Origin of the sequence: Pollutimonas thiosulfatoxidans, from assembly GCF_004022565.1 — a bacterium.
Lineage (GTDB): Bacteria > Pseudomonadota > Gammaproteobacteria > Burkholderiales > Burkholderiaceae_B > Pusillimonas_D > Pusillimonas_D thiosulfatoxidans.
Map to the genome: position 1 here is coordinate 352,640 of NZ_CP022987.1, position 21,927 is coordinate 374,566.

Genomic DNA, 21,927 nt, shown 5'->3' on the forward strand with positions numbered 1-21,927 from the left:
CCCGCATGTTTTTGACATGCGGGTTTTTTGCTATCTTGGCGGACAGGGTGAGATTCGAACTCACGGTACGCCTAAACGTACACTGGATTTCGAGTCCAGCGCATTCGACCACTCTGCCACCTGTCCTGTTGCTGCCTTCGCAAGCACGCGCTATGCGTCATGCCTGGTTTCTTTCGCGGTCCGGCTGCAATCTGGTCGATGATCGGAGCCTTCGAAAGAAGTCCGCTATTCTAGCAAGAAATGGAAAAAACGCATAATGACGAAACGCGAGGAGGGCGCGAGTCCGGCACTTCGCTGCCTAGCGTTAAACTAGCCTGGTCTGCCACGCTTACTGACCTTTATAAGGAATAACATGCTGAATGGAAAACACGCGGTCATTACGGGTTCGACCAGCGGCATCGGCCTGGCCATGGCGCGCGAACTGGCGTCCAATGGCGCCAATGTTGTGCTTAACGGCTTTGGTGACGCCCAGGCCATCGAGAAGGAACGCGTCAATATCGAACTGGAGTTCGACGTCAAGGCGCGTTATATCAATGCCGACCTCAGCCAGGCCGGTGCCACGCGCGACTTCATCCATGCCGCGGCAGAGGCCCTGGGTGGTATAGACATCCTGATCAATAACGCCGGCATACAGCACACAGACCTGATCGAAGACTTTCCCATCGAGCGCTGGGACGCCATTATTGCCCTGAACCTGTCGGCGGTTTTCCATGGCACGGCGGCAGCCCTGCCTTATATGAAGAAGCAGGGATGGGGGCGCATTATTAATATTGCGTCGGCCCATGGGCTGGTGGCTTCCGCCAATAAGTCGGCTTACGTTGCCGCCAAGCATGGTGTGGTGGGTCTGACCAAGGTCACTGCGCTCGAAAACGCCGGCAACGGTGTCACCTGCAACGCCATCTGCCCCGGTTGGGTACGCACAGCCTTGGTCGAGAAGCAAATTCAGGCATTGGCCGAAAAGCAGGGTATCGACATTGAAGCAGCCGCACGCGAACTGCTATCGGAAAAGCAGCCATCGTTGCAGTTCGTCACGCCCCAGCAACTGGCGGGCGCGGCTGTGTTTCTGGCTTCAGAAGCAGCCGACCAAATGACCGGCACGACGCTGACGCTGGACGGCGGCTGGACGGCCAGGTAGCGCCACTGTTTGCCGCTGCGCGCGGCAAACAGCTCGACCATAAGGAAAAACAACGATGTTGCTGTTATTGTCGCCGGCTAAGAAGCTGGACTACGATTCGCCTGTGCGCACCACCTTGCATACCCAGCCTCTGTTCGGGGCACAGGCGGCCAAGCTGATCAAGGTGCTCAAGCAGAAATCCGCAGACGACATTGCCGGACTGATGAAGATCAGCGATACGCTGGCCGAACTGAATGCAGAGCGATACGCGGCCTGGAAGCCGAAGTTTGATCAATCCAATTCCCGTCAGGCCATCCTGGCTTTCAATGGCGACGTCTACGAAGGTCTGGATGCATCCGGCTTATCCGACGCACAGTTGCAATGGGCACAGGAGCACATCGCCTTGCTAAGCGGGCTGTATGGCGTACTGCGCCCACTGGATTTGATGCGGCCTTATCGTCTCGAGATGGGCACGCGACTGGAAACACCCAAGGGCAAGAATCTGTACGAATTCTGGGGTACGACCATCGCAGACTATCTTAATGAGCGCCTGGGCGAGCTGGCGCAAGGCAGCAAGAAAGAGCCTGTGGTGTTGAACCTGGCTTCGGAAGAGTATTTCAAGTCTGTCGACCTCAAGCGCCTGAAGGCCAGGGTGGTGCAGTGCGTGTTTCAGGACGAGAAAAACGGCGCCTGGAAGATCATCAGCTTTCATGCCAAGCGCGCCCGGGGTTTGATGGCGCGCCATGTCATCCAGCACCGCATTACGCGACCCGAATCACTGCAGTCCTTTGCATCGGAAGGCTATGTCTATGCGCCAGCGCAGTCCAGCGCCGACAAGATGGTCTTCAGGCGGCCGGAAGCGCGGTAGTCGTCAGCCCGCGCATTTCCTGGCGAATCAGTTGCGCCGCCTTCACCATTTGCCGGATGGGGTAAGCCAGGGCCGCCAGCTGACCTTCCGTTTCAATTGACACCGGCGCTTCGGCATCCTGGCCGTCCAGGGACTGTTCGATGGCCTGCAGCGACATCTGGATGCCTTCGGGAACGGTATCCAGGCTCGCAAGAATGGGAACTGCCGAGGTAATTTGCGAGGCCAGAACATGATTCTGGATCAGCAAGTTGTTCAGTTCTGGAACATTTTTCTGGCGCTTGGCCGGTTCATCCATCATGCGGTAGAAGGCCGACGCAAAATTACCGAAAGCGATGTGCATATTTTTGCGCGCGACGCGCCACCGCAGTTCCGCTTCGTGCAGGGGGGCTTCGGTAGCCAAGGCCTCGTCGGACACGGTGTCGACTGACAGATCCGACCTGGCTCTGGCCAGTCGGGCGTAGTCCAACCCGGTTCTCAGGAATTCCTGGTTGGACTTTTTCATGGCCTGGGCCAGGGACGCCATGAATGAGTGCTCCCACCAAGGCAGGATATAGCTGCAAAGCAAAGCCAGTCCGCAACCGATAACGGTATCGACCAGCCTCTCGCCAATGACGGTATTGGTCGTAGGTGCCAGAAAGTGAAAGACCAACAGCACGAACAGCGTGTTGAAGATTGCCGCAGCCATGTAGTTGACCTGGACCAGGCTGTACCCCAGCACGCAACTGACCACGAGCACGGCGACGAAGACGTCTACATTCTGTGTGCCGTTAAACAGCAGCAAGGCCAGGCCGCAGCCGATAAGCGTGCCCGTCAGCCGCAAGCCATTGCGCTGTCGGGTCAGGGCAAAGCCGGGCTTCATCACGATAATGATGGTCAGCACAATCCAATAGCCGTGCGCCTCCAGTCCTTGAGCAAACTCGCCCAGCCCCGGGGCACGGGAAAACGCGATGGTGATGGCCATGGCCAGGCCAGCCGCAGCGGCTACCCGCAAGGCATAGCGGCAGTGCGAGGAGTCCATGCGCAAATTACTGGTCAGCATGCCCAGGCGCCAGGTCTGGCGTGACAAGAAGCGATCCAGCGACCGCTCCAGCCGCGTATCGATTAAGGCTGTGCTGGTCGTGTCCGTCATGTGGTCGGCCATGCGGTCCACCAGGCGGGTGACATTGCGCAAGCGCCGCAGCACTTGAACCAGCAAGGCATAGACTTCCGGGTCGTTCGTCTGCAGGCCTTGCTGGCGGTACTGTTCCAACTCGTACTCGAAAGCCCGCAGTTCCGCTTTGACACTATTGCGTTCCTTGACGTGAAGATTGCGCACGATATTCAAAGCAATACGCGAGACGTTGTCGGAAAGCTTCTTGAGCGCATCGCGGGCAAATATCAAGACATCGCTATCGGGCAAGCGGCGTCGGAGAGTTGCGTAATCAGTATGGGTTGCCACCAGACTGTCCAGCAGCCCGACCATATCGATGAAAATGTTCAGCGAGGCGATGCGCAGTCGGTCCGCGCGCCCCTTGCCTTTAGGCAGTTCGCGCAGCACCGTGTCGCGGGCCGCCTGGTGTTTCTCGGTCATGGCAGCCTGGGCGTGTATCAAATGCCGGTAGTCGGCTTCGATATCCGTGTTCACATCGTAGAAGCGCGAGCGCGCCGCCATGTAATCGGCTGTTGCGAACAAGGCAACGGACAAGATCTGACGTTCTTCCCTGTGCCAAAGCAAGCGATGAACAAGGTAGCTGTATGCAAAGTAGTACAGCCCGCCCAGAAAAGAATACAGGGTGTGCTGGGCGACTTCGTCGGGGTTCAGCGGTACGCGCATGGTCAGCGTCATGATCAACAGGCAGGCGAAACCCAGCAGGCCGCCTTGTTTGCCGAACACCGTAAACATGGAGAACAGGAAGCACAGCGCCGGAATCACCACCAGCATCAGCAAGCTGTGGGAAGAGGCCAGGCCGGTTACTGCGGCGGTGGCAGAGCCAAGCAATATAGCCGCAAGCATGCCGTTGGTGCCATAGCGACGCGGCCCGCCAGGTTGGTCGATGATGGCAACGCAAGCTGCGCCAATGGCGGCGATCATGCCAACGCTGTACAGATCGAAAAGGCCGATCAGCACCAGCGCCGGGACCAGGACGCCTAACGCCTGGCGCAGCCCGCCCAGGAAATAATGGCTGTAAAAGAAACGCTGTAGCAAGGGTGTGCTCATGCAGGGGCCGATAGCTGGGTTGAGCAAAAGTATAGAGGCAAACCGAGCGCCATCTTATTGACATCATCGAACGCTCGTTCTATGCTCAGTTGCAAGAGGAGGACGGTGATGACAACGGTATTTCGCCTGGATGGCAAAACCGCTATGGTGACCGGCGCGGCTGGGGCGTTGGGCCGCCACTTCGCTCGCACACTGGCCAGCGCCGGGGCGCGCGTTGTCCTGGCCGGGCGCCGCATCGAGCCACTGCGCGAGCTGGCCGCAGAGCTGGCCGAGGACGGCCTGACGTCTTGCGCTATCAGTATGGATGTCACCAACCCCCAAGGCATTCAGGCAGCCTATGACGAGGCGCAAGCCACTTTCGACACGATAGACATCGTGGTCAGCAATGCCGGTGTGGCAAGCACCAAGAAATCCCTGGATATGTCTGCCGACGATTGGTCCGCCGTCGTCGACGTGAATCTGAAAGGCGGCTGGCTGGTTTGCAACGAGGCTGCGCGGCGGCTGGCGGCGGCACAGCGCCCGGGCTCCTTGATCAATGTCACTTCCATATTGGGTCACCGCGTGGCCGGGGCCGTTGTGGCGTACGCCGCGGCCAAGGCAGGGCTCGAGCACATGACGCGAGCGCTGGCGCTTGAATGGGCACGGTACGGCATACGCGTTAACGCCCTGGCGCCCGGTTATATCGAGACCGACCTGAATCGCGATTTCTTCGCCTCCGACGCTGGGCGCGCTTTGATCAACCGCATACCGCAGCGCCGCCTGGGCCAGGCGGAAGACCTCGAAGGAGCCCTTCTGTTGCTGGCGTCCGACGCCTCGCGCTACATCACCGGCAGTTCCATCGTGATCGATGGCGGCCATTTGCAGTCTTCTCTGTAAGGATAGCCACAACATGGATTTCACCTTGTCGCCGCGTGGAGAATCATTGCGCAGTCGCATACAGGCCTTCGTCGATACCGAGCTTATTCCGCTCGAGCGTCTGCCAGATGCCTATGACGAACATGAAAACATCAGCGAGGCCAGCTTGCATGCCATGCGCGCCAAGGCAAAAGCCTCAGGACTCTGGTCATTGCAGATGCCGCAAGAGCGCGGCGGGCAGGGCCTGAACATGATGGAAATGGCGGCGTGCTACGAAGAAATGAACCGTTCCATTTTCGGGCCGGTCGTGTTCAATTCGGCCGCGCCCGACGACGGCAACATGATGGTATTGAACAAGGTAGCAACGCCCGAGCAAAAGCAGCGCTGGCTGCAGCCCATCATTGATGGCGAAGTGCGTTCATCGTTTGCCATGACTGAGCCCGCGCCCGGTTCGGGGTCCGATCCGTCCATGATGCGAACCACCGCAGAGCGCCGCGGCGACCATTGGGTTGTCAACGGCACCAAGCACTTTATTACCGGTGCTGGCGCGGCATCGCACTTTATTCTTATTGCGCGCACTTCCGACGACGCTCGCAAGGGGCTTAGCGCTTTCCTGTTTCATAAAGACGACCCCGGTTGGGAAATCGTCCGGCGCATACCCATCATGGGGCCGGAAGAGCATGGCGGGCACTGCGAACTGCGCTTTACCGACATGGTGATTCCCGACGAAAACCGCTTGATGGAAGTGGGTGATGGCCTGAAGCTTACGCAGATTCGCCTGGGGCCGGCACGGCTGACCCATTGCATGCGCTGGCTGGGGCTGGCCAAGCGCTCGCTGGAGGTCGCCTCGGCCTATGTGTCCGAGCGGGAATCTTTCGGCCTGAAGCTTGCCGAGCGCGAAGGCGTTCAGTGGCTGTTGGGGGAGGCCGCCATGAGCATACAGGTCGGACGTTTGCTGACCATGCACGCCGCGTATCGTCTGGATCAGGGCGACTTTGCCCGCAAAGAGGTCTCCATGGCCAAGGTCGCCGTGGCCGACACCTTGCATCAGGCGGTCGACACCGCCATCCAGTTATGCGGAGCCCGGGGTTACTCCAAAGACACGCCGCTCGAATGGATATACCGCTATGCGCGCCAGGCCCGGCTAGTGGACGGCGCATCGGAAGTCCACAAGATGGTGCTGTCCCGCAGCCTGCTGAAGGAAGGCGGTTCGTTCTGGAAGTGGGGGTAAGCCAGTGCAAGCGGACGACATCAGCCGGGTGCTGGGCCGCTACGTTCAAGAACGAACGGGCGCCGGGCAAGTCCAGGTGCTCGAGTTTACCCGCCTGTCTGGCGGCGCCATCCAAAGCAACTACGCACTTACGGTGCAGTGTGTAGGTGGCAGTCTGCCCGGCCGCCTGGCGTTGGTGGTCCGCAGCGACTCACCTTCTCAAGTGGCGATCAGCCTTACGCGCGACCACGAGTTCCGTGTCATGCAGGTGGCGTATGCGGCCGGAGTCAGTGTGCCCGAGCCCTTATGGTTTTGTGCCGACCTGTCCTTAATTGGCCAGGCGTTCAGCGTCATGCGGCGTGTGCCGGGCACGGCATCGGGGCGTGAGCTCGTTCGCGGTGCCTTGAAGCCGCAGCAAGCGCAAGCGCTAACGCAGCAACTGGGCCGAGAACTGGCCTGTCTGCATAAAGTGCGCCCACCTCACGACAAGCTGCCCTTTCTTGCCGCTCCGACGGTCTCGCCGGCCTTGGCCAGAGTCGCGCAGTATCGGTCCGCACTGGATGCCATCTCTGATGCTCATCCGACGCTCGAATGGTCCCTGAACTGGCTGGAGGATCAGGCGCCGGCCAGCCACGATGTGGTGCTGTGCCACGGCGATTACCGTACGGGTAACTACATGGTCCACGAAGGGCGGATCAGCGGTATCCTGGACTGGGAATTCTCCGGCTGGAGCGATCCTTACGAAGATCTGGGTTGGCTATGCAGTCGCAGCTGGCGATTCGGTGCGCGCCGCAATCCGGTGGGCGGCGTGGGGCGCAAGGAGGACCTTTTCCAGGCATACGAAGCCGTCGCCGGCCGCAAGATAGCACCGGAAAAAGTGCTCTACTGGGAAATCATGGGCATGACCCGTTGGGCGATCATTGCCCTGCAACAGGCGCAGCGACACCTGTCCGGCCAGGAAACCTCGCTAGAGCTTGCCTTAACTGGCCGCCTGCTGCCCGAGATCGAATTCGACATCCTGGATCAAATCCAGTACATGGAGGCGGCATGATTGATCAACCAGAGGGCGCTGAATTGCTGGCAGTGGCCCGCCGCGCCTTGCTCGACACACTGTTGCCATCGTTGCCTGCCAACCATGCCTATACCGCCCTCATGATCGCCAATGCCATGGCCATCGCGGGCCGTGAGCTCCAATCCGCTTGCAACCCGGGTTATCGGGCTTCCGATGCCATCCAGGCTTTCTATCAAGAGATCGACTTGGCTGAGCCTCCAGCGGCAGACGAAAGCGGGCTCGCGCAGCTTATCCGCCAACGGAAAATCAGTCAGGCGCATCAAGGCCGCTTGCATCAGCTATTGCTTGAGACCACGCGCATGCGCCTGCAAGTCTCCAATCCCAAGTACTTCGATCATTAGGGGGATGTCATGGTCAATCAGTATCAAGTGGGCCTGGACAAGAATCCAGCCAATTATTCCAGCCTGACGCCCCTAAGCTTTCTGCAGCGTTCAGCCTTTGTCTTTCCAGACAAGCTTGCCGTTGTCGATGACGATATGTCGCTCACCTACAGCCAGCTTTACGAACGCTGCCGGCGCATGGCTTCTGCGCTGGACACGATGGGCATCAAGGCCGGCGACACCATATCGGTATTGTGTTTCAACACGCACGAGCTGCTTGAAAGCCATTACTCCGTCGCCATGACAGGCGCCGTGCTCAATGCCTTGAATACGCGGCTTGACGTCGATACGCTGCGCTTCATACTGCAGCATGGCGAGGCCCGCGTGCTGATGTACGACACAGAGTTCGAAGCCTTGGTGCGCCAGGCTACCGCCTCGATGCAGGCCCCACCTTTGCTGGTGGCCATCGCGCGCACGGCCGGTGCCTCGCAAGGGCTGGCGTCGTTGTCCTACGAAGCCATGATGGCCGCAGGCGATCCGGCATACACCTGGCGCAAAGTCGATGACGAGTGGGATGCCATCGCACTGAATTACACCTCGGGCACAACCGGCAATCCCAAGGGTGTGGTGTATCACCATCGTGGCGCCTACCTTGCCGCGCTTAGCAACGCCATGGCCTTCAACATGACGGCCGACACGGTGTATTTGTGGACGCTACCCATGTTCCATTGCAATGGGTGGGCGTATACCTGGGCCATCACAGCCATAGGTGGCACTCATGTGTGCTTGCGCAAGGTGCAGGCCAATGCTGTTCTGGAACGCATACAGCACTGCGGTGTTACCCACATGTGCGGCGCACCGGTGGTGCTCAACATGCTGCTCAACGACTTTCACAACCAGGGCCATACCTTGTCCACGCCTGTGCAATTTGCCTTGGGCGGCGCAGCGCCACCCAGTCCGGTCATCGCGCGGGCGCAACAAGTGGGCTTCGCCATTACACATCTGTATGGCCTGACCGAATCCTACGGTCCCTCTACATTATGTGTCTGGCAACCAGAGTGGCAGTCGCTGTCCGGGGACGACCTCGCTCGCAAGATGGCACGGCAAGGGGTAGGTTTGCTAGCCATCGACGAGGTGGCGGTCGGGTCCATGGATGATGGCAGTTTGCTTCCCCCGACGGCCAGGCCATGGGCGAGTTATTGATGCGCGGCAATACGCTCATGAAGGGTTATCTGAAGAACCCCGCCGCCACGCAAGAGGCTTTCCGGGACGGCTGGTTTCATACCGGCGACCTGGCCGTCATGCATCCAGACGGCTATGCCGAGGTCAAGGACCGCGCCAAAGACATCATTATCTCGGGTGGCGAGAACATCTCCAGCCAGGAGGTCGAAGAGGTCCTCTACCGCCATCCCAAGGTGCTTGAGGCCGCTGTGGTGGCCATGGCTGACGAAAAATGGGGCGAGACGCCTTGTGCCTTTATTGCGCTGCGCGACGATGGCGCAGGGCTTACCGAGCCCGAGCTCATCGCATTCTGCCGAGCCAATATGGCCGCCTACAAGGTGCCACGGCGCATCGTATTTGGCGAGCTGCCCAAGACATCCACCGGAAAAATCCGCAAGAACCTTCTGCGCGACCAATTGCGATCGCACGAGGTTCTATAGGTCCTATCGAACGCCGCTGAAAAAGGAGGTGATGGTTTCATTCAGCAAGCCCATGCTGGTGTAGTAGAAGCAAACGATATCCAGAACGCAGCATAACTACTTCAGGAGACATTGCATGTTCAAGTTTTTTGCCAAACGACCGCTATTGGCCCTGGCGCTGACCGGCGCATTCGCGCTGACACCCGCACAGGCCGCTGAAGACCCGATCAAGATCGGGGCCATCTACATCATGTCCGGCAGCGCCGCCACCTACGGCAAGTTCGCCCAACAGGGCATGCAGCTTGCCGTAGACGAAATCAATGCCGGCGGCGGCGTGCTGGGGCGCCAGCTTACGACTCAATTCGAGGACGGGCAGGGCAAGGCTGCTGTCGCGATTCAGGCAGCGCGCAAGCTGGTTTACCAGGACAAGGCCGACGTACTGATGGGGCTGGATAGTTCCGGCGTTGCGCAGGGACTGGTGCCGGTACTGCCAGAGCTCGGCAAGCCCTTCATCATCACGCATGCGGCCACGCCCGATGTAACAGGCAAGCTGTGCAATGCGTTTACCTATCGGGTCAGCGTCAACGTTCATCAAAATATGTCCGGGGCGGCTGCCGTCGCCGCCAAGACGGGCGCCAAGAAGTGGACCACCATAGGCCCCGACTATGCCTTCGGCCACCAATCCTGGGAGTTCTTCGGCAAGTATCTAAAAGAGAAAATGCCCGATGCCGAACTCATGGCCGAACCCTCGTTCCCGCGTTTCGGCGCTGAAGACTTCACGCCCTTCATCAATGGCGTCATGGAGCGCAAGCCGGACGGTGTTCTCATCTCGCTCTGGGGTGGGGACTTGGTCAACTTCGTGCGGCAAGCCAATAACCGCGGCTTCTTCGATCAAGGCTTCGAGGTCTTGTTGACCGTGGGTGCGGCAACCGAGGTGCTGACCGCCTTGGGTGAACAAATCCCCGAAGGGGTATGGCTGGGCACACGGTATTGGTACGGTTCTCACGATAATGACTTGAACAAGAAGTTTGTCCAGTCCTATCAAAAGAACTACGGCACGCCGCCCAGCTATAACGCCGAGGGCGCCTACGTGGCTGTCTATGCCTATAAGGCGGCTGTCGAGAAGGCCGGCAAGACCGATGGTGAAGCCGTCGCGCAAGCACTCTCGGGGCTAAGCCTGGAGACGCCCACCGGCACGCTGACCTTCCGCAAAGGAGACAACCAGGCGCTTATCGGGCCTACCTGGGGGCGCACCGGTCCCATGAACACCCAGGACAAGATCCGCTCGCTGACCGACGTGCAGAACTTTGATGGGGCCGAAATCACGCCGCCGGTAGACCCTGCCTGCAAGCTGTAGCCGATCGGGGCGCGCAGCGCCGCTAGCGTTGTTCCCCGGCCGGGCGGCCGGGGAATCCTTAAAAAGACGGGGGCTTCATGAGCAGTTTGGCACTGGCTTTGCTTAATAGTCTGGATATCGGCCTGTTGTTATTCGTTATTGCTGTCGGGCTGAATATTATCTTCGGCGTGCTTAACGTCATCAATTTCGCACACGGCGCCTTGTACATGCTGGGCGCTTATCTTGCGTACTCGTGCATGAGCCTTTGGGGTTTGCCATTCTGGCTGACACTGATCGTCGCACCCCTGATCGTGGCGGCCATTGCCGTGCTGATCGATCGGATCATGCTGCGCTTTATCTATCAGCGCGAAATCTCCGACAGTTTGCTGCTTACCTTTGCGCTGTTGCTGATCCTGAACGAGTCGGTGCGCATGATCTGGGGCACTGGCATACACGTGGTCGATCCCCCCGATCTGCTCAAAGGCACGGTGCAACTGCCAGGCGGCATCACCTATCCGCTCTACAGCCTGTTTGTAGTCGGTGTGGGCCTGGTGATCGTATGTGCTCTGTGGCTGCTGTTCAACCGCACGCGCGTGGGCAAGATCATGCGGGCCGCCGCGCTGGACCGCGATATGGCGCAAGTGCTGTGCATCAATACCAAGCTGGTCATTACTGGCGCGTTTGCGTTCGGCGCCTGGCTTGCCGCGGTGGGCGGGGTTGTGGCCGCCCCCATGCGTGCAATCGATCCCGGCATGGGCGACAAGGTGATTATCGAAAGTTTCATTATTGTGGTGATTGGCGGTCTGGGAAGCTTCCCTGGCGCGCTGCTGGGCGCGTTGGTTCTGGGCCTGATCTACGGCGTGGGCGGGCGTTTCCTGCCTGAAATCAATCTGGTGCTGCCGTTTGTCGGCATGGCCATCGTATTGCTGCTCAAGCCTCATGGGCTGATGGGCAAAGGAGCGTCTCTATGAAGCGCAACGCTACGCTCCTGATTCTGGCGGTTCTCATTGCACTGCTCATTGCCTTGCCCTGGATAGCGCCTTTCTTCTATATCTTCATCGCTACCGAAATCCTCATTCTTGGCTTGTTTGCTGCCAGCTTCAATTTGATCTTCGGCTACACGGGCATGCTCAGCTTTGGCCATGCGGCTTTCTTTGGCATAGGCGCCTATGCAACGGCGCTCTTGCTGCAAGATCTGCAATGGCCTTTGCTGGCCTGCCTGCTGGTTGCCGTGGTGGCTGGTGCTGTGCTTGCGCTGGTCATCGGCTTTTTCAGCGTGCGCCTCAATGAGGTGTATTTCTCGATGCTGACGCTGGCCTTTGGCATGATGGTCTACGCCGTCGTCCATCAATGGCGCTCGGTAACCAACGGCAGCGATGGCATCGCCGGTTTTACGGTCAAGTCCCTGGGCTTGGGCATTGATGTCACGCTGGGCAATCCCGCTGTCTACTACCATGTCGTGCTGGTCGTGGTGCTGGGCGCCACAGCGCTGCTGTACCTGATCTGCCGCTCGTCATTTGGACTGATCTTGCGTGCCATACGCCAGAATCCAGAGCGTGTGGCCTTCTGCGGGTTGAACGTGCGCAGTTACCGCCTGGCCGCCTTTACCATAGCCGGCGCCTTTGCCGGCCTGGCGGGTGGCTTGATGGCGCCATTCCTGCGTATTGCCAGCCCCGAGCTTGTGCACTGGTCCATGTCGGCCGAACCCATATTGATGTCCATATTGGGTGGCACCGGCTACTTTCTTGGGCCCTTCTTCGGCGCGGCCATGTTTGTGCTGCTGGAAACCTGGATCACCAGCGTGACGCAAGCCTGGATGCTGGTGCTGGGCATTATCCTGGCGCTGATGGTGATGTTTTTCCGCCGCGGTTTGCTGGGCACTTTCCTTGACTGGTGGCTGGAGCGAAAATGACACAACCCATATTGCAGGTCAGCAATCTGACCAAGCGCTTTGGCGGTGTAGCAGCCGTGTCCGGCGTGTCGCTGGATGTGTACCCCAAAGAAACGCTGGCCATTATTGGTCCCAATGGTGCGGGCAAGACGACGTTCTACAACATGCTGTCCGGACGCATGATACCCACCGAAGGCAGCATCGTGTTCGAGGGTCGCGACATCACCGGCTTGCCGCCGCACCGTATCAGCCGCCTGGGCGTCTCGCGCTCGTTTCAGATCAATAATATTTTCGACGAGATGACCGTGCGTGAGAACGTCGAGGTCGCCGTAACGGCCTATCGGCACGAGGGCCGGCGTTGGCTCAACGTCGCATCGCGCAACCGCGGTGTGCAGGAAGAGGCCGACGAATTGCTCAACAGGCTGGCCATGACGTCGCTGTCCGAGAAGCGCGCCGGCGTGATCAGCTATGGCGACAAGCGGCTGGTCGAGATCGCCGTCGTGCTGGCCACACGCCCGCACCTTGTACTACTGGACGAGCCCACCGCCGGCATGACCCCCGATGAAACGCATCGGGTCACTTCATTGGTGAAATCGCTGGCGGCCACAGGCGACTACACCTTCCTGATCACCGAACATGACATGAGCGTCGTGTTCGATGTGGCCGACCGCATTCTGGTCATGCATCGGGGGCAAACCCTGGTGTTGGGCGAGCCGCAAGAAGTCAGGGCGCACCCGGAGGTACGCCGGGCCTACCTGGGCGACACCGAAGAGGAGATCGCATCGTGATCCTGGAAGTCGATAACATCCATACCTACTATGGCGAGAGCCATGCCTTGCAAGGCGTATCGCTGAAGCTGCATGAAGGCGAAACCGTTTGCCTGCTGGGCCGCAACGGCGCGGGTAAAAGCACCACTTTGCGCAGCATCATAGGCCTGTCTGCACCTCGTTCGGGTCGTGTCGTGTTTCGGGGCCAAGATGTCACGGGGGCGCCTGCCTATCGCATTGCCCGGCAAGGCGTGGGGCTGGTGCCCGAAGACAGGCGCATATTTCCGGGCCTGAGCGTGCGCGAAAACCTGGAGGTCGCCCAGTATCAACGCCCCGGCAGTTCACGCCAGTGGACGGTGGCGCGCATTTTCGACGAGTACCCCATGCTGGCCGAGCTGGCGGATCAGGACGGTGCCACATTATCGGGCGGGCAGCAGCAAGTGCTGGCGGTAGCCCGATCGCTGATGAGTGAACCGCTATTGTTGTTGCTGGACGAACCGAACGAGGGCCTGGCGCCAGTCATCGTCAAGCAGATCGGGTCTTTGATCGATGCGCTGGCCAAAACAACAACCATCCTCTTTACCGATCAAAGCGTGCACTTTGCCTTGAAGCATGCACGCCGGGCCTACATACTGGAAAAGGGCATGGTTGTTCATGAGGCGAGCAGTGAAGAGCTCATCAACGATACTGAAACCCAGCATCGCTACTTGTCGGTCTAACTATCCCGTACACTTGCCGCGACACGAACCAGCCGGAGGCTTAAATGATCGCGGACTTTGAATCGTTCAAGGTCGACCTGAGTTTGTCGAAGCTGGAAATTTGCCGCGAACTCTATACCCAGAACCGGCAGCTAATACGCATCAAGAACGAGCAGGTTGCGGTAAGGAACCTGGTGCGCATCATCGACTCGACCCTGCGGCTGGCGGCCACGCGGGGTTTCCACGCGATGTCGCTGCGCGACCTGTGCGCCGACACGGGCTTTAGCATAGGCGGGCTTTATGCTTACATCCGCAGCAAGGACGACTTGCTGTACCTGATACAAAGCCACGGCTTCCTGCTTACCCGGCGCACCATGCTGGCGTATACGGAAGGCATTGCCGACTCTCGCGACAAACTGCTGGCCGCTGTCAAGGCGCATGTATACCTTAGCGAGCTTATGCAGCCCTGGTTCTATTTTTCGTTCATGGAAACCAAGGCGCTGCCCGACAAGCACAAGAAGGAAGCGATTGCCATCGAGCTTGAAGTCGAGAACATGCTTTGCGCCATTATCGAGGCCGGGATGGGCGCCGGTGTGTTCCGCAGGATCAACGCCCGTTTGCTCGCGTCGCTGTGCAAGGCCATGATGCAGGATTGGTATTTGAAGCGCCGCAAATATAGCAACCAGTGCGTCAGCGCCACTGAATACGCCGAGTTTATCGGGCAGGTGCTGGACTGCTATTTATCCGCTGATTTGCCTGCGTCGCATTATCGCGCTACATTATCAGGTTGATTCATCCAGTATCCCGAATGGGTCATGCAAGGCTCTGTCCGCCGGGCTATCCGCCCGGTTTTTTGCGCCTGTAGTCAAATTTGCATTTGGCCGCGCCACAAGCGTGTCGTCAAAGCTTCCGTTTCTACCTCCCGCGTTCATGTGAACGCTAGCGCTGTGTTTCGATGAGTGCAGTCGGATCGGCAAGGTGTCTGGGTGGCATGGTTCCGTGAACCATAAAGCGTCAGGTCATGTTGTCGGTTACCGGTCAAGCTCTGGGCTGAAGGGCCCGGTCGGGATACCAGTGCCGGTTACGAAAGGAATAAAACATGGAACTCAATGGCGCCGATATCGTCGTGCGTTGCCTTGCCGAAGAGGGTGTTAACCACGTGTTTGGTTATCCCGGCGGCGCGGTACTGTACATTTACGACGCAATCTACAAGCAAGATAATTTTCAGCACATATTGGTGCGTCACGAGCAAGCTGCCGTGCACGCGGCCGATGCCTATTCGCGTTCGTCCGATAAGGTCGGCGTGGCACTCGTCACCAGCGGACCGGGGCTGACCAATGCCGTCACCGGCATCGCCACCGCCTATATGGACTCCATACCGCTGGTCATCATCAGCGGGCAGGTACCCAGCCACGCCATCGGCGAAGACGCCTTCCAGGAATGCGACACGGTCGGTATTACCCGGCCCTGCGTCAAGCACAACTTCCTGGTGCGCGATGTGAAGGATCTCGCCGAAACCATGCGGCGGGCTTTTTATATCGCCAAAACAGGCCGTCCAGGCCCGGTGCTGGTCGACATCCCCAAAGACATTACGGTCGCCACTTGCAAATACACGCCGCCACGCGGCGAAGTCAAGATGCGCTCCTATGCGCCGGTCGTCAAGGGTCACTTGGGACAAATCAAGAAAGCCGTGCAGATGCTGCTGGCCGCAGAGCGCCCCATGATTTATTCGGGCGGCGGTGTGGTGTTGTCCGACGCTTCTGAAGAACTGCGCAAGCTGGTGCAACTGACCGGCGCGCCTTGCACCAATACCTTGATGGGCCTGGGCGCATTCCCCGCCAGCGACGATAAATTCGTGGGCATGCCGGGTATGCATGGCACCTACGAAGCCAATATGGCGATGCAGAACTCAGACGTCCTGATCGCCGTGGGCGCACGCTTTGATGACCGCGTCATCGGCAACACCAAGCACTTTGCACAAACGCCACGCAAAATCGTGCATATCGATATCGACCCGTCGTCGATCTCCAAGCGCGTGCGGGTCGATGTACCGATCGTGGGCAACGTCAAGGACGTCCTGCAAGAACTCATTGCCTTGTATGCACAAGCCATCGCCGAAAAGCCGCTCGACAAGGCGCCGCTGGCCAAGTGGTGGGAGCAGATCAATACCTGGCGCGGCAAGCAGTGCCTGGTTTACGAACCATCCGACACCCTGATCAAGCCGCAGTATGTGGTCCAAAAGCTGTGGGAGGTCACGGGTGGCAACGCCTTCGTGACGTCCGACGTCGGACAGCATCAAATGTGGGCTGCCCAGTATTACGGCTTCAACGAGCCGCGCCGCTGGATCAACTCTGGCGGTCTGGGGACGATGGGCGTGGGCCTGCCCTACGCCATGGGCGTGCAGATGGCCAATCCCGACAGCGACATCGCCGTCATTACGGGCGAGGCCTCCATTCAGATGAATATTCAAGAGCTCTCCACCTGCAGCCAGTATCGACTGACGCCCAAGGTGTTGTGCCTGAATAATCGGTATCTGGGCATGGTGCGCCAGTGGCAGCAGATCGATTACGGTTCACGTTATTCCGAGTCTTATGTCGACGCTTTGCCTGACTTCGTCAAGCTGGTCGAAAGCTATGGCCACGTCGGCATGCGGATCGACAAGCCGGCGGATGTCGAGCCCGCCATCCGCGAAGCATTCACCAAATACAAGGACCGTCTGGTCTTCATGGACTTCATCACCGATCAGACCGAAAACGTCTGGCCGATGGTGAAAGCCGGCCGCGGTCTGACCGAAATGCTGCTCGGTTCCGAAGACCTGTAAGGAGAGAACAAAAAAATGAAACACGTGATTTCTATCCTCCTGGAAAACGAACCCGGTGCCTTGTCGCGCGTCGTGGGCCTTTTTTCGGCCCGCGGCTACAACATCGAAACCTTGACGGTGGCGCCTACCGAAGACCCGACCTTGTCGCGCATGACCATCGTCACCAATGGCTCTGACGAAATCGTCGAACAAATCACCAAGCACTTGAATCGCCTGGTCGATGTGGTCAAGGTGGTCGACCTTTCCGAAGGTCCGCATATCGAGCGCGAGCTGATGCTGATCAAGGTCAGGGCGGTGGGCAAGGAACGCGACGAGATGAAACGCATGGCCGACATCTTTCGTGGCCGCATCATCGACGTCACGGACAAGGTCTACACCATCGAGCTCACGGGTGTGCAGGAAAAAATCGAAGCCTTCATCGGCGCACTTGATCGCACCTCCATACTCGAAACCGTACGTACCGGGGTATCCGGTATCGGGCGCGGCGAACGCGTCCTGAAACTTTAATTTATTATTCACCGGCCAGGCTGCTGTATGCCGGCCAAACTCAACCATAGATATTGAATCGCCCGTTGGAGCACCCTAATGAAAGTTTTTTACGATAAAGATTGCGACCTTTCCCTGATCAAAGGCAAAACGGTTGCCATCATCGGCTACGGTTCACAAGGCCACGCACACGCCCTTAACCTGCACGAGTCCGGCGTCAATGTCGTTGTTGGCCTGCGCAAGAACGGCGCCAGCTGGAGCAAAGCCGAAAACGCCGGCCTGAAAGTCCAGGAAGTCGCAGACGCCGTCAAGGGCGCCGATCTGGTCATGATCCTGTTGCCTGACGAGAACATCGCCGAGGTCTACCGCAATCAGGTCGCCGCCAACATCAAACCGGGTGCCGCCCTGGCTTTCGCCCACGGCTTCAACGTGCATTACGGTCAGGTTCAGCCGCGCGCCGACATCGACGTCATCATGGTTGCCCCCAAGGCGCCTGGCCATACGGTACGTGGTACCTATAGCCAGGGCGGCGGCGTGCCGGCCTTGGTCGCCGTACATCAGGACAACTCGGGTGCAGCGCGCGATGTAGCCTTGTCATACGCCTGCGCCATCGGCAGCGGCCGTGCCGGCATCATTGAAACCAACTTCCGCGAAGAAACCGAGACCGACCTGTTCGGCGAGCAAGCCGTCCTGTGCGGTGGTGCTGTCGAACTGATCAAGGCGGGCTTCGAAACCCTGGTGGAGGCAGGCTACGCGCCCGAAATGGCCTACTTTGAGTGCCTGCACGAACTCAAGCTTATCGTTGACCTGATCTACGAAGGCGGCATTGCCAACATGAACTACTCCATTTCCAACAATGCGGAGTATGGCGAGTACGTGACTGGCCCACGCATCGTCAACGACGAAACGCGCAAAGCCATGCGTGAAGTCCTGGCCGACATCCAGACGGGTGAATACGCCAAGAACTTCATCCTGGAGAACGCTGCCGGCGCTCCCACGCTGATCTCGCGTCGTCGCATCAATGCCGAGTCGGAAATCGAACAGGTAGGCGGCAAGCTGCGCGCCATGATGCCCTGGATCGCCGCCAACAAACTGGTCGACCAAACCAAGAACTAAGGTGGGGTCATAAGGTGGGGTCAGGTCTTGCAATCACGCATAGGCCGCCCAACCCTGCTTGAGTTAGCGTAGTTGTCCGCTGATTGCAGCATCAAAGAACCCGGCTTCGGCCGGGTTCTTTGTGTTTGCGAGCCACCGTTTGGGGTTGTGGGGTCAGGTCTTGCAATCATACATTTCACGAAACGCCCGGCTTACCGTGGCGTAGTGAACCCCGAATGCCGACGCTATTTCCCGCATGGTGAAATCGCCTGACTTGTATGCTGCTGCCATGGCGTGTTTGCGATTGGTGTAATGCTTTGAATACTGCGCAAGAGGTATGCAAGTAATCTTTCGCTGGAGGCGCGGTATCTCGCGCAGCCTGTCGTCTTCATCATACGCTCCCGGCCCGACAGCTCGCATCGCCTCCATGAATGGTTCCGAACCCAAATAAATCTGGCCGCGCAAGTGTTGCCAGATTGGCGGCAACTGAGCCCCGGCCCGTACAAAGTCGATATATTGGCGCACGGCTTGTGAGCGTCGGGTTCCGAATTGCGCCAGTAGGAAGTCGGTGTGTAGCCAGTGAGGACTCTTTGGAGGTCGAATCATCGCGTGATATGAAGTCCATGGCCAATCTTCCACTCTGCTGACCAGACCTGCCCGGACAGGATTCAGCACCACGTAGCGGCTCAGTTCAAGCAAGTGGCTTTCCTTCTGTACAAGAATGCCTTTGTAGCGCCCCTGGAATACATGCCCAACCCGCTCATGCCTATGGTTCGTCTTTTGAGTGTAAACGCCATTCAGATGGCGCATCCCTGCGGCGAGATTTGCCTCCTTGGTTTCAATAACGATGTGATAGTGGTTCTCCATCAAGCACCACGCATAGCAAAGCCAGCGATAGCGGTCGCAGACATTACCGAACAGATTCAGCCAAGCCAGGCGGTCCGCATCGTCCACGTAAATTCGTTCGCGCCGGTTGCCGCGTGCCGTGACGTGATAAAGCGCGCCGGGGAATTCGATTCTTAAAGGTCTGGCCATGCCGGCAAGTTATCGGCATGTCCCAGCTGATGCAAGGAATTAGCGACATAAATGTCGTAATTGGATGCCAAACAAAGGAAATGTGGCATTGCAAGACCTGACCCCATTCCCCATTCCGTTAGTATTGATTCTCGGAATAGAAATCGTTATCATTCGCGTCTGGTGTTTTCAACTACTTGGACTAATAAAAATCATGGGCAAATCTATCGTTTGGTGGGGAGGGGTGTTTGCGGCGCTGGTGGCGGTGCAGGCGGGTGCACAGGAAGTGTCTGCCTCAAGTACTGCGACGGAAGCAGCAGTGCCGTCATTGGCGCCACTACGGGTACAGGGCCAAAAGCTGGAAGAGACCTTGCCCGAGGGGTCAACGATAACCACGCGCCAACAACTGGATGAGCGATCCATCAATAGCTGGGAGGACTTCAGCAATCGCGGAGAACCGGGCGTCAACTACTCTGCGGTCACGAAAAGCATCAATATCCGGGGCATGGATCAAGACCGCGTGGTCACTCGGGTGGACGGCATCCGCATTCCTTGGTTGAACGATGGCGCGCGGGGCGAGAAGGGCGGCTTGAACACGATCAACTTCAATACCTTATCGAGCATTGATCTGGTAAGAGCGGCCGGTTCGCCGCAGTCGGGATCCTTGGTTGGCTACCTGGACCTGCGCACCTTGTCGCCCGACGACCTGCTGTGGCCAAACAAAGACTTTGGCGCCCTGGTCAAAAGCGGCTACGACAGCGCTGACGATAGCTGGGGGGCCGACGCTGCGTTGGCGGGCCGCTTGGGCGCTGGCGACACAAGCTGGCTTGTACAAGCCGGCCAGCGCAAAGGGCACGAGCTTGATAACCAGGGGCGCGTTGGTGGTTATGGAAAACTCCGCGAAAAGCGCAACCCCACCGATTACACCCAGCGCAATGTCCTGCTCAAGCTGCAACATGATCTGAACCTGGAGCATCGACTGATAGCTAGCGGTGAGTATTTCAAGCGCGATAGCACCACCGACAATCGGCATGATCAAGGAGACGACAGCAGCTTCTTTACTGGCAACAACAGCACGGACGAAGCGTCGCTGCGCAAGAGGGCAGTCCTTGCATACGAGTTCCGTTCAGTGGACGACAAGGCCGCTGTTAACAGCGGCGATATCAAGATCTATTGGCAACGCAGCAGTCAGCAAAGCATGCAGACCGCCTTTCGTAAACCAGATCCACGCGGAGCTGTCAGCTTTGGTCCCTTCAATCCGGTCGGGGTTATCTATCAGTATGCCTATCCTTATGGGCCTTACGGGCGTGATTATTCCGTCGAAGAGACTGGGTATGGGTTGCTGTCTGAATGGGACGGCTTCTTGACCTCTGGCGCCGTGCAACATCATTGGGCGGCGGGGGGTGAGTGGTATGGGAATCGCGTAGAGCAGAATGCTGGCGGATATGACAATTGTCCGGCCACCTTGACCCCTGGAGGCCCGCTTGGCCCAAGAGCGTGCGAGTTCTTGCACGTCAACCAGGCGGACGTCGCCAATGCTGAGGGGCGACAGTGGGCCTTGTGGGCACAGGACGAAATCTCTTGGCTCGACGGCAAGTACGCTTTGACGCCAGCCCTGCGTTTTGACTCTTATCGCTACACGCCCGAAGCCAGCGACGCATATGCCAGCAACCCCAACGCCAACGTGGCGCAGTTGGGCGAGAACAGCGGCAACCGCGTCTCGCCTTCCGTGCTGGCCCGCTATGCTCCGCAGGAAGCCCTGTCCTTCTATGCGAAGTACGGCTATGGCTATAAGGCTCCGAGCGCCACGCAGTTGTACATGAACTACGGCGCGCCGGGCACCTATCTACGAACAGGAGATCCGAATCTGAAGGCTGAAATCAGTCGCGGATGGGAACTTGGCATGGATGCGGGCGATGCTGACCTTGGAGGCCGCCTGAGCATCTTCGAGAATCGATACAAGGACTTCATTGATGAAGAAGTGGCGCTAGACCCGACATCACCAGCTTGGAACCCGGCCTGGACCGACCTGTACCCCATGGGTGTGTTCGGTTACGTCAACCGCTCGCGCGTTCGCATTTACGGTGCGGAAGCCAGCGGTCACTGGGACATGACCAACAACTGGTACACCTGGGGTGCAGTTGCCTGGACGCGTGGCAAGGACCAGGATACGGGTCGCTATCTGAATTCGGTCGCGCCGATGAAAGCCACCCTGGCAGTGGGCTGGCGTAGCGAACAGTGGGGCGCGGAAGCACTCACCACCTTGGTAAAGCGGCGTTCGGAAGTTGAGCAGGACACGGATTTCAAAGCGCCCGGGTACGGTTTGGTGGACTTAAGCACGTGGTGGAAGCCGCAGGCCGTCAAAGGGCTGCGCCTTCAAGCCGGCGTGTATAACCTATTCGACAAGAAGTACTGGAACGCATTGGATGTGCAGGCCGGGCAAAGAGATACACGCCTCACCGACTACTACACTCAACCCGGCCGCAGCGTACGCCTGACTTTGACGTATCAATATTAAATAGAAACCACTCTCAATATCATTA

18 protein-coding genes, 1 tRNA gene and 1 pseudogene are annotated in these 21,927 nt (G+C 58.5%); 17 read left to right on the forward strand and 3 right to left on the reverse strand.

The window, feature by feature from the left end; all coding sequences use genetic code 11:
- Positions 1-36: 36 nt before the first annotated feature.
- Positions 37-126: transfer RNA gene (locus tag CKA81_RS01705), tRNA-Ser, on the reverse strand.
- Between the two features lie 226 nt (positions 127-352).
- Here CKA81_RS01705 and CKA81_RS01710 point away from each other — a divergent pair.
- Together CKA81_RS01710 and yaaA are read left to right on the forward strand one after the other, a co-directional pair.
- Positions 353-1,135 carry a 3-hydroxybutyrate dehydrogenase gene (locus CKA81_RS01710; protein WP_128353753.1) on the forward strand — a complete coding sequence of 261 codons (783 nt, stop codon included), beginning with the start codon at positions 353-355 and terminating at the stop codon, positions 1,133-1,135.
- Between the two features lie 55 nt (positions 1,136-1,190).
- Positions 1,191-1,982, forward strand: a complete 792-nt coding sequence (gene yaaA / locus CKA81_RS01715; protein WP_128353754.1) for a peroxide stress protein YaaA — start codon at positions 1,191-1,193, stop codon at positions 1,980-1,982.
- Here yaaA and CKA81_RS01720 read toward each other — a convergent pair.
- On the reverse strand, positions 1,960-4,179 hold the full coding sequence (locus CKA81_RS01720; protein WP_128353755.1) for an FUSC family protein: 2,220 nt from the start codon (positions 4,177-4,179) through the stop codon (positions 1,960-1,962). The genes yaaA and CKA81_RS01720 overlap by 23 nt on opposite strands.
- Before the next feature lie 108 nt (positions 4,180-4,287).
- On the opposite strand from CKA81_RS01720, the gene CKA81_RS01725 reads away from it, so the two are divergent.
- From CKA81_RS01725 to ilvC, 14 genes and pseudogenes are all read left to right on the forward strand, one after another.
- A complete protein-coding gene (locus CKA81_RS01725; protein ID WP_128353756.1) occupies positions 4,288-5,055 on the forward strand; it encodes an SDR family NAD(P)-dependent oxidoreductase in 768 nt (255 codons plus the stop codon).
- Between the two features lie 13 nt (positions 5,056-5,068).
- Positions 5,069-6,265, forward strand: a complete 1,197-nt coding sequence (locus CKA81_RS01730; RefSeq protein ID WP_128353757.1) for an acyl-CoA dehydrogenase family protein — start codon at positions 5,069-5,071, stop codon at positions 6,263-6,265.
- Positions 6,266-6,269: 4 nt separating this feature from the next.
- Complete coding sequence (locus CKA81_RS01735) at positions 6,270-7,295, forward strand: phosphotransferase family protein (RefSeq protein WP_128353758.1); 1,026 nt, start codon at positions 6,270-6,272, stop codon at positions 7,293-7,295.
- On the forward strand, positions 7,292-7,657 hold the full coding sequence (locus CKA81_RS01740; protein ID WP_128353759.1) for a DUF6285 domain-containing protein: 366 nt from the start codon (positions 7,292-7,294) through the stop codon (positions 7,655-7,657). Before CKA81_RS01735 ends, CKA81_RS01740 begins: the two co-directional genes overlap by 4 nt.
- Positions 7,658-7,666: 9 nt before the next feature.
- Positions 7,667-9,297: pseudogene (locus CKA81_RS01745) on the forward strand (AMP-binding protein).
- A gap of 115 nt (positions 9,298-9,412) precedes the next feature.
- Positions 9,413-10,633: an ABC transporter substrate-binding protein gene (locus CKA81_RS01750; RefSeq protein ID WP_128353760.1), complete on the forward strand. Its 1,221-nt coding sequence runs from the start codon at positions 9,413-9,415 to the stop codon at positions 10,631-10,633.
- 77 nt (positions 10,634-10,710) lie between these two features.
- A complete protein-coding gene (locus CKA81_RS01755; protein WP_128353761.1) occupies positions 10,711-11,583 on the forward strand; it encodes a branched-chain amino acid ABC transporter permease in 873 nt (290 codons plus the stop codon).
- On the forward strand, positions 11,580-12,524 hold the full coding sequence (locus CKA81_RS01760) for a branched-chain amino acid ABC transporter permease (protein ID WP_128353762.1): 945 nt from the start codon (positions 11,580-11,582) through the stop codon (positions 12,522-12,524). Before CKA81_RS01755 ends, CKA81_RS01760 begins: the two co-directional genes overlap by 4 nt.
- On the forward strand, positions 12,521-13,291 hold the full coding sequence (locus CKA81_RS01765) for an ABC transporter ATP-binding protein (RefSeq protein ID WP_128353763.1): 771 nt from the start codon (positions 12,521-12,523) through the stop codon (positions 13,289-13,291). The genes CKA81_RS01760 and CKA81_RS01765 overlap by 4 nt, the downstream gene beginning before the upstream one ends.
- Positions 13,288-13,989 carry an ABC transporter ATP-binding protein gene (locus tag CKA81_RS01770; protein ID WP_128353764.1) on the forward strand — a complete coding sequence of 234 codons (702 nt, stop codon included), beginning with the start codon at positions 13,288-13,290 and terminating at the stop codon, positions 13,987-13,989. The genes CKA81_RS01765 and CKA81_RS01770 overlap by 4 nt, the downstream gene beginning before the upstream one ends.
- A gap of 44 nt (positions 13,990-14,033) precedes the next feature.
- Positions 14,034-14,759, forward strand: a complete 726-nt coding sequence (locus CKA81_RS01775) for a TetR/AcrR family transcriptional regulator (protein WP_128353765.1) — start codon at positions 14,034-14,036, stop codon at positions 14,757-14,759.
- A gap of 308 nt (positions 14,760-15,067) precedes the next feature.
- A complete protein-coding gene (locus CKA81_RS01780; RefSeq protein WP_128353766.1) occupies positions 15,068-16,789 on the forward strand; it encodes an acetolactate synthase 3 catalytic subunit in 1,722 nt (573 codons plus the stop codon).
- Positions 16,790-16,804: 15 nt separating this feature from the next.
- Positions 16,805-17,296, forward strand: a complete 492-nt coding sequence (ilvN, locus tag CKA81_RS01785; protein ID WP_128353767.1) for an acetolactate synthase small subunit — start codon at positions 16,805-16,807, stop codon at positions 17,294-17,296.
- A gap of 78 nt (positions 17,297-17,374) precedes the next feature.
- Positions 17,375-18,391, forward strand: coding sequence for a ketol-acid reductoisomerase (gene ilvC / locus CKA81_RS01790; RefSeq protein WP_128353768.1), 1,017 nt, complete (start codon positions 17,375-17,377; stop codon positions 18,389-18,391).
- A gap of 153 nt (positions 18,392-18,544) precedes the next feature.
- On the opposite strand, the gene CKA81_RS01795 is transcribed toward ilvC, so the two are convergent.
- Positions 18,545-19,405 (reverse strand): REP-associated tyrosine transposase, encoded by an 861-nt coding sequence (locus CKA81_RS01795; RefSeq protein ID WP_128353769.1) that lies wholly within the window; start codon positions 19,403-19,405, stop codon positions 18,545-18,547.
- Positions 19,406-19,598: 193 nt separating this feature from the next.
- On the opposite strand from CKA81_RS01795, the gene CKA81_RS01800 reads away from it, so the two are divergent.
- Positions 19,599-21,902 carry a TonB-dependent hemoglobin/transferrin/lactoferrin family receptor gene (locus CKA81_RS01800; protein ID WP_164878316.1) on the forward strand — a complete coding sequence of 768 codons (2,304 nt, stop codon included), beginning with the start codon at positions 19,599-19,601 and terminating at the stop codon, positions 21,900-21,902.
- Positions 21,903-21,927: the final 25 nt, after the last annotated feature.

Coding starts and splice junctions, on each gene's coding strand:
- ilvC (WP_128353768.1), top strand. CDS start 17,375: ATGAAAGTTTTTTACGATAAAGATTGCGACCTTTCCCTGATCAAAGGC.
- CKA81_RS01780 (WP_128353766.1), top strand. CDS start 15,068: ATGGAACTCAATGGCGCCGATATCGTCGTGCGTTGCCTTGCCGAAGAG.
- CKA81_RS01760 (WP_128353762.1), top strand. CDS start 11,580: ATGAAGCGCAACGCTACGCTCCTGATTCTGGCGGTTCTCATTGCACTG.
- CKA81_RS01800 (WP_164878316.1), top strand. CDS start 19,599: ATGGGCAAATCTATCGTTTGGTGGGGAGGGGTGTTTGCGGCGCTGGTG.
- yaaA (WP_128353754.1), top strand. CDS start 1,191: ATGTTGCTGTTATTGTCGCCGGCTAAGAAGCTGGACTACGATTCGCCT.
- CKA81_RS01725 (WP_128353756.1), top strand. CDS start 4,288: ATGACAACGGTATTTCGCCTGGATGGCAAAACCGCTATGGTGACCGGC.
- CKA81_RS01720 (WP_128353755.1), bottom strand. CDS start 4,179: ATGAGCACACCCTTGCTACAGCGTTTCTTTTACAGCCATTATTTCCTG.
- ilvN (WP_128353767.1), top strand. CDS start 16,805: ATGAAACACGTGATTTCTATCCTCCTGGAAAACGAACCCGGTGCCTTG.
- CKA81_RS01740 (WP_128353759.1), top strand. CDS start 7,292: ATGATTGATCAACCAGAGGGCGCTGAATTGCTGGCAGTGGCCCGCCGC.
- CKA81_RS01775 (WP_128353765.1), top strand. CDS start 14,034: ATGATCGCGGACTTTGAATCGTTCAAGGTCGACCTGAGTTTGTCGAAG.
- CKA81_RS01710 (WP_128353753.1), top strand. CDS start 353: ATGCTGAATGGAAAACACGCGGTCATTACGGGTTCGACCAGCGGCATC.
- CKA81_RS01755 (WP_128353761.1), top strand. CDS start 10,711: ATGAGCAGTTTGGCACTGGCTTTGCTTAATAGTCTGGATATCGGCCTG.
- CKA81_RS01795 (WP_128353769.1), bottom strand. CDS start 19,405: ATGGCCAGACCTTTAAGAATCGAATTCCCCGGCGCGCTTTATCACGTC.
- CKA81_RS01730 (WP_128353757.1), top strand. CDS start 5,069: ATGGATTTCACCTTGTCGCCGCGTGGAGAATCATTGCGCAGTCGCATA.
- CKA81_RS01765 (WP_128353763.1), top strand. CDS start 12,521: ATGACACAACCCATATTGCAGGTCAGCAATCTGACCAAGCGCTTTGGC.
- CKA81_RS01750 (WP_128353760.1), top strand. CDS start 9,413: ATGTTCAAGTTTTTTGCCAAACGACCGCTATTGGCCCTGGCGCTGACC.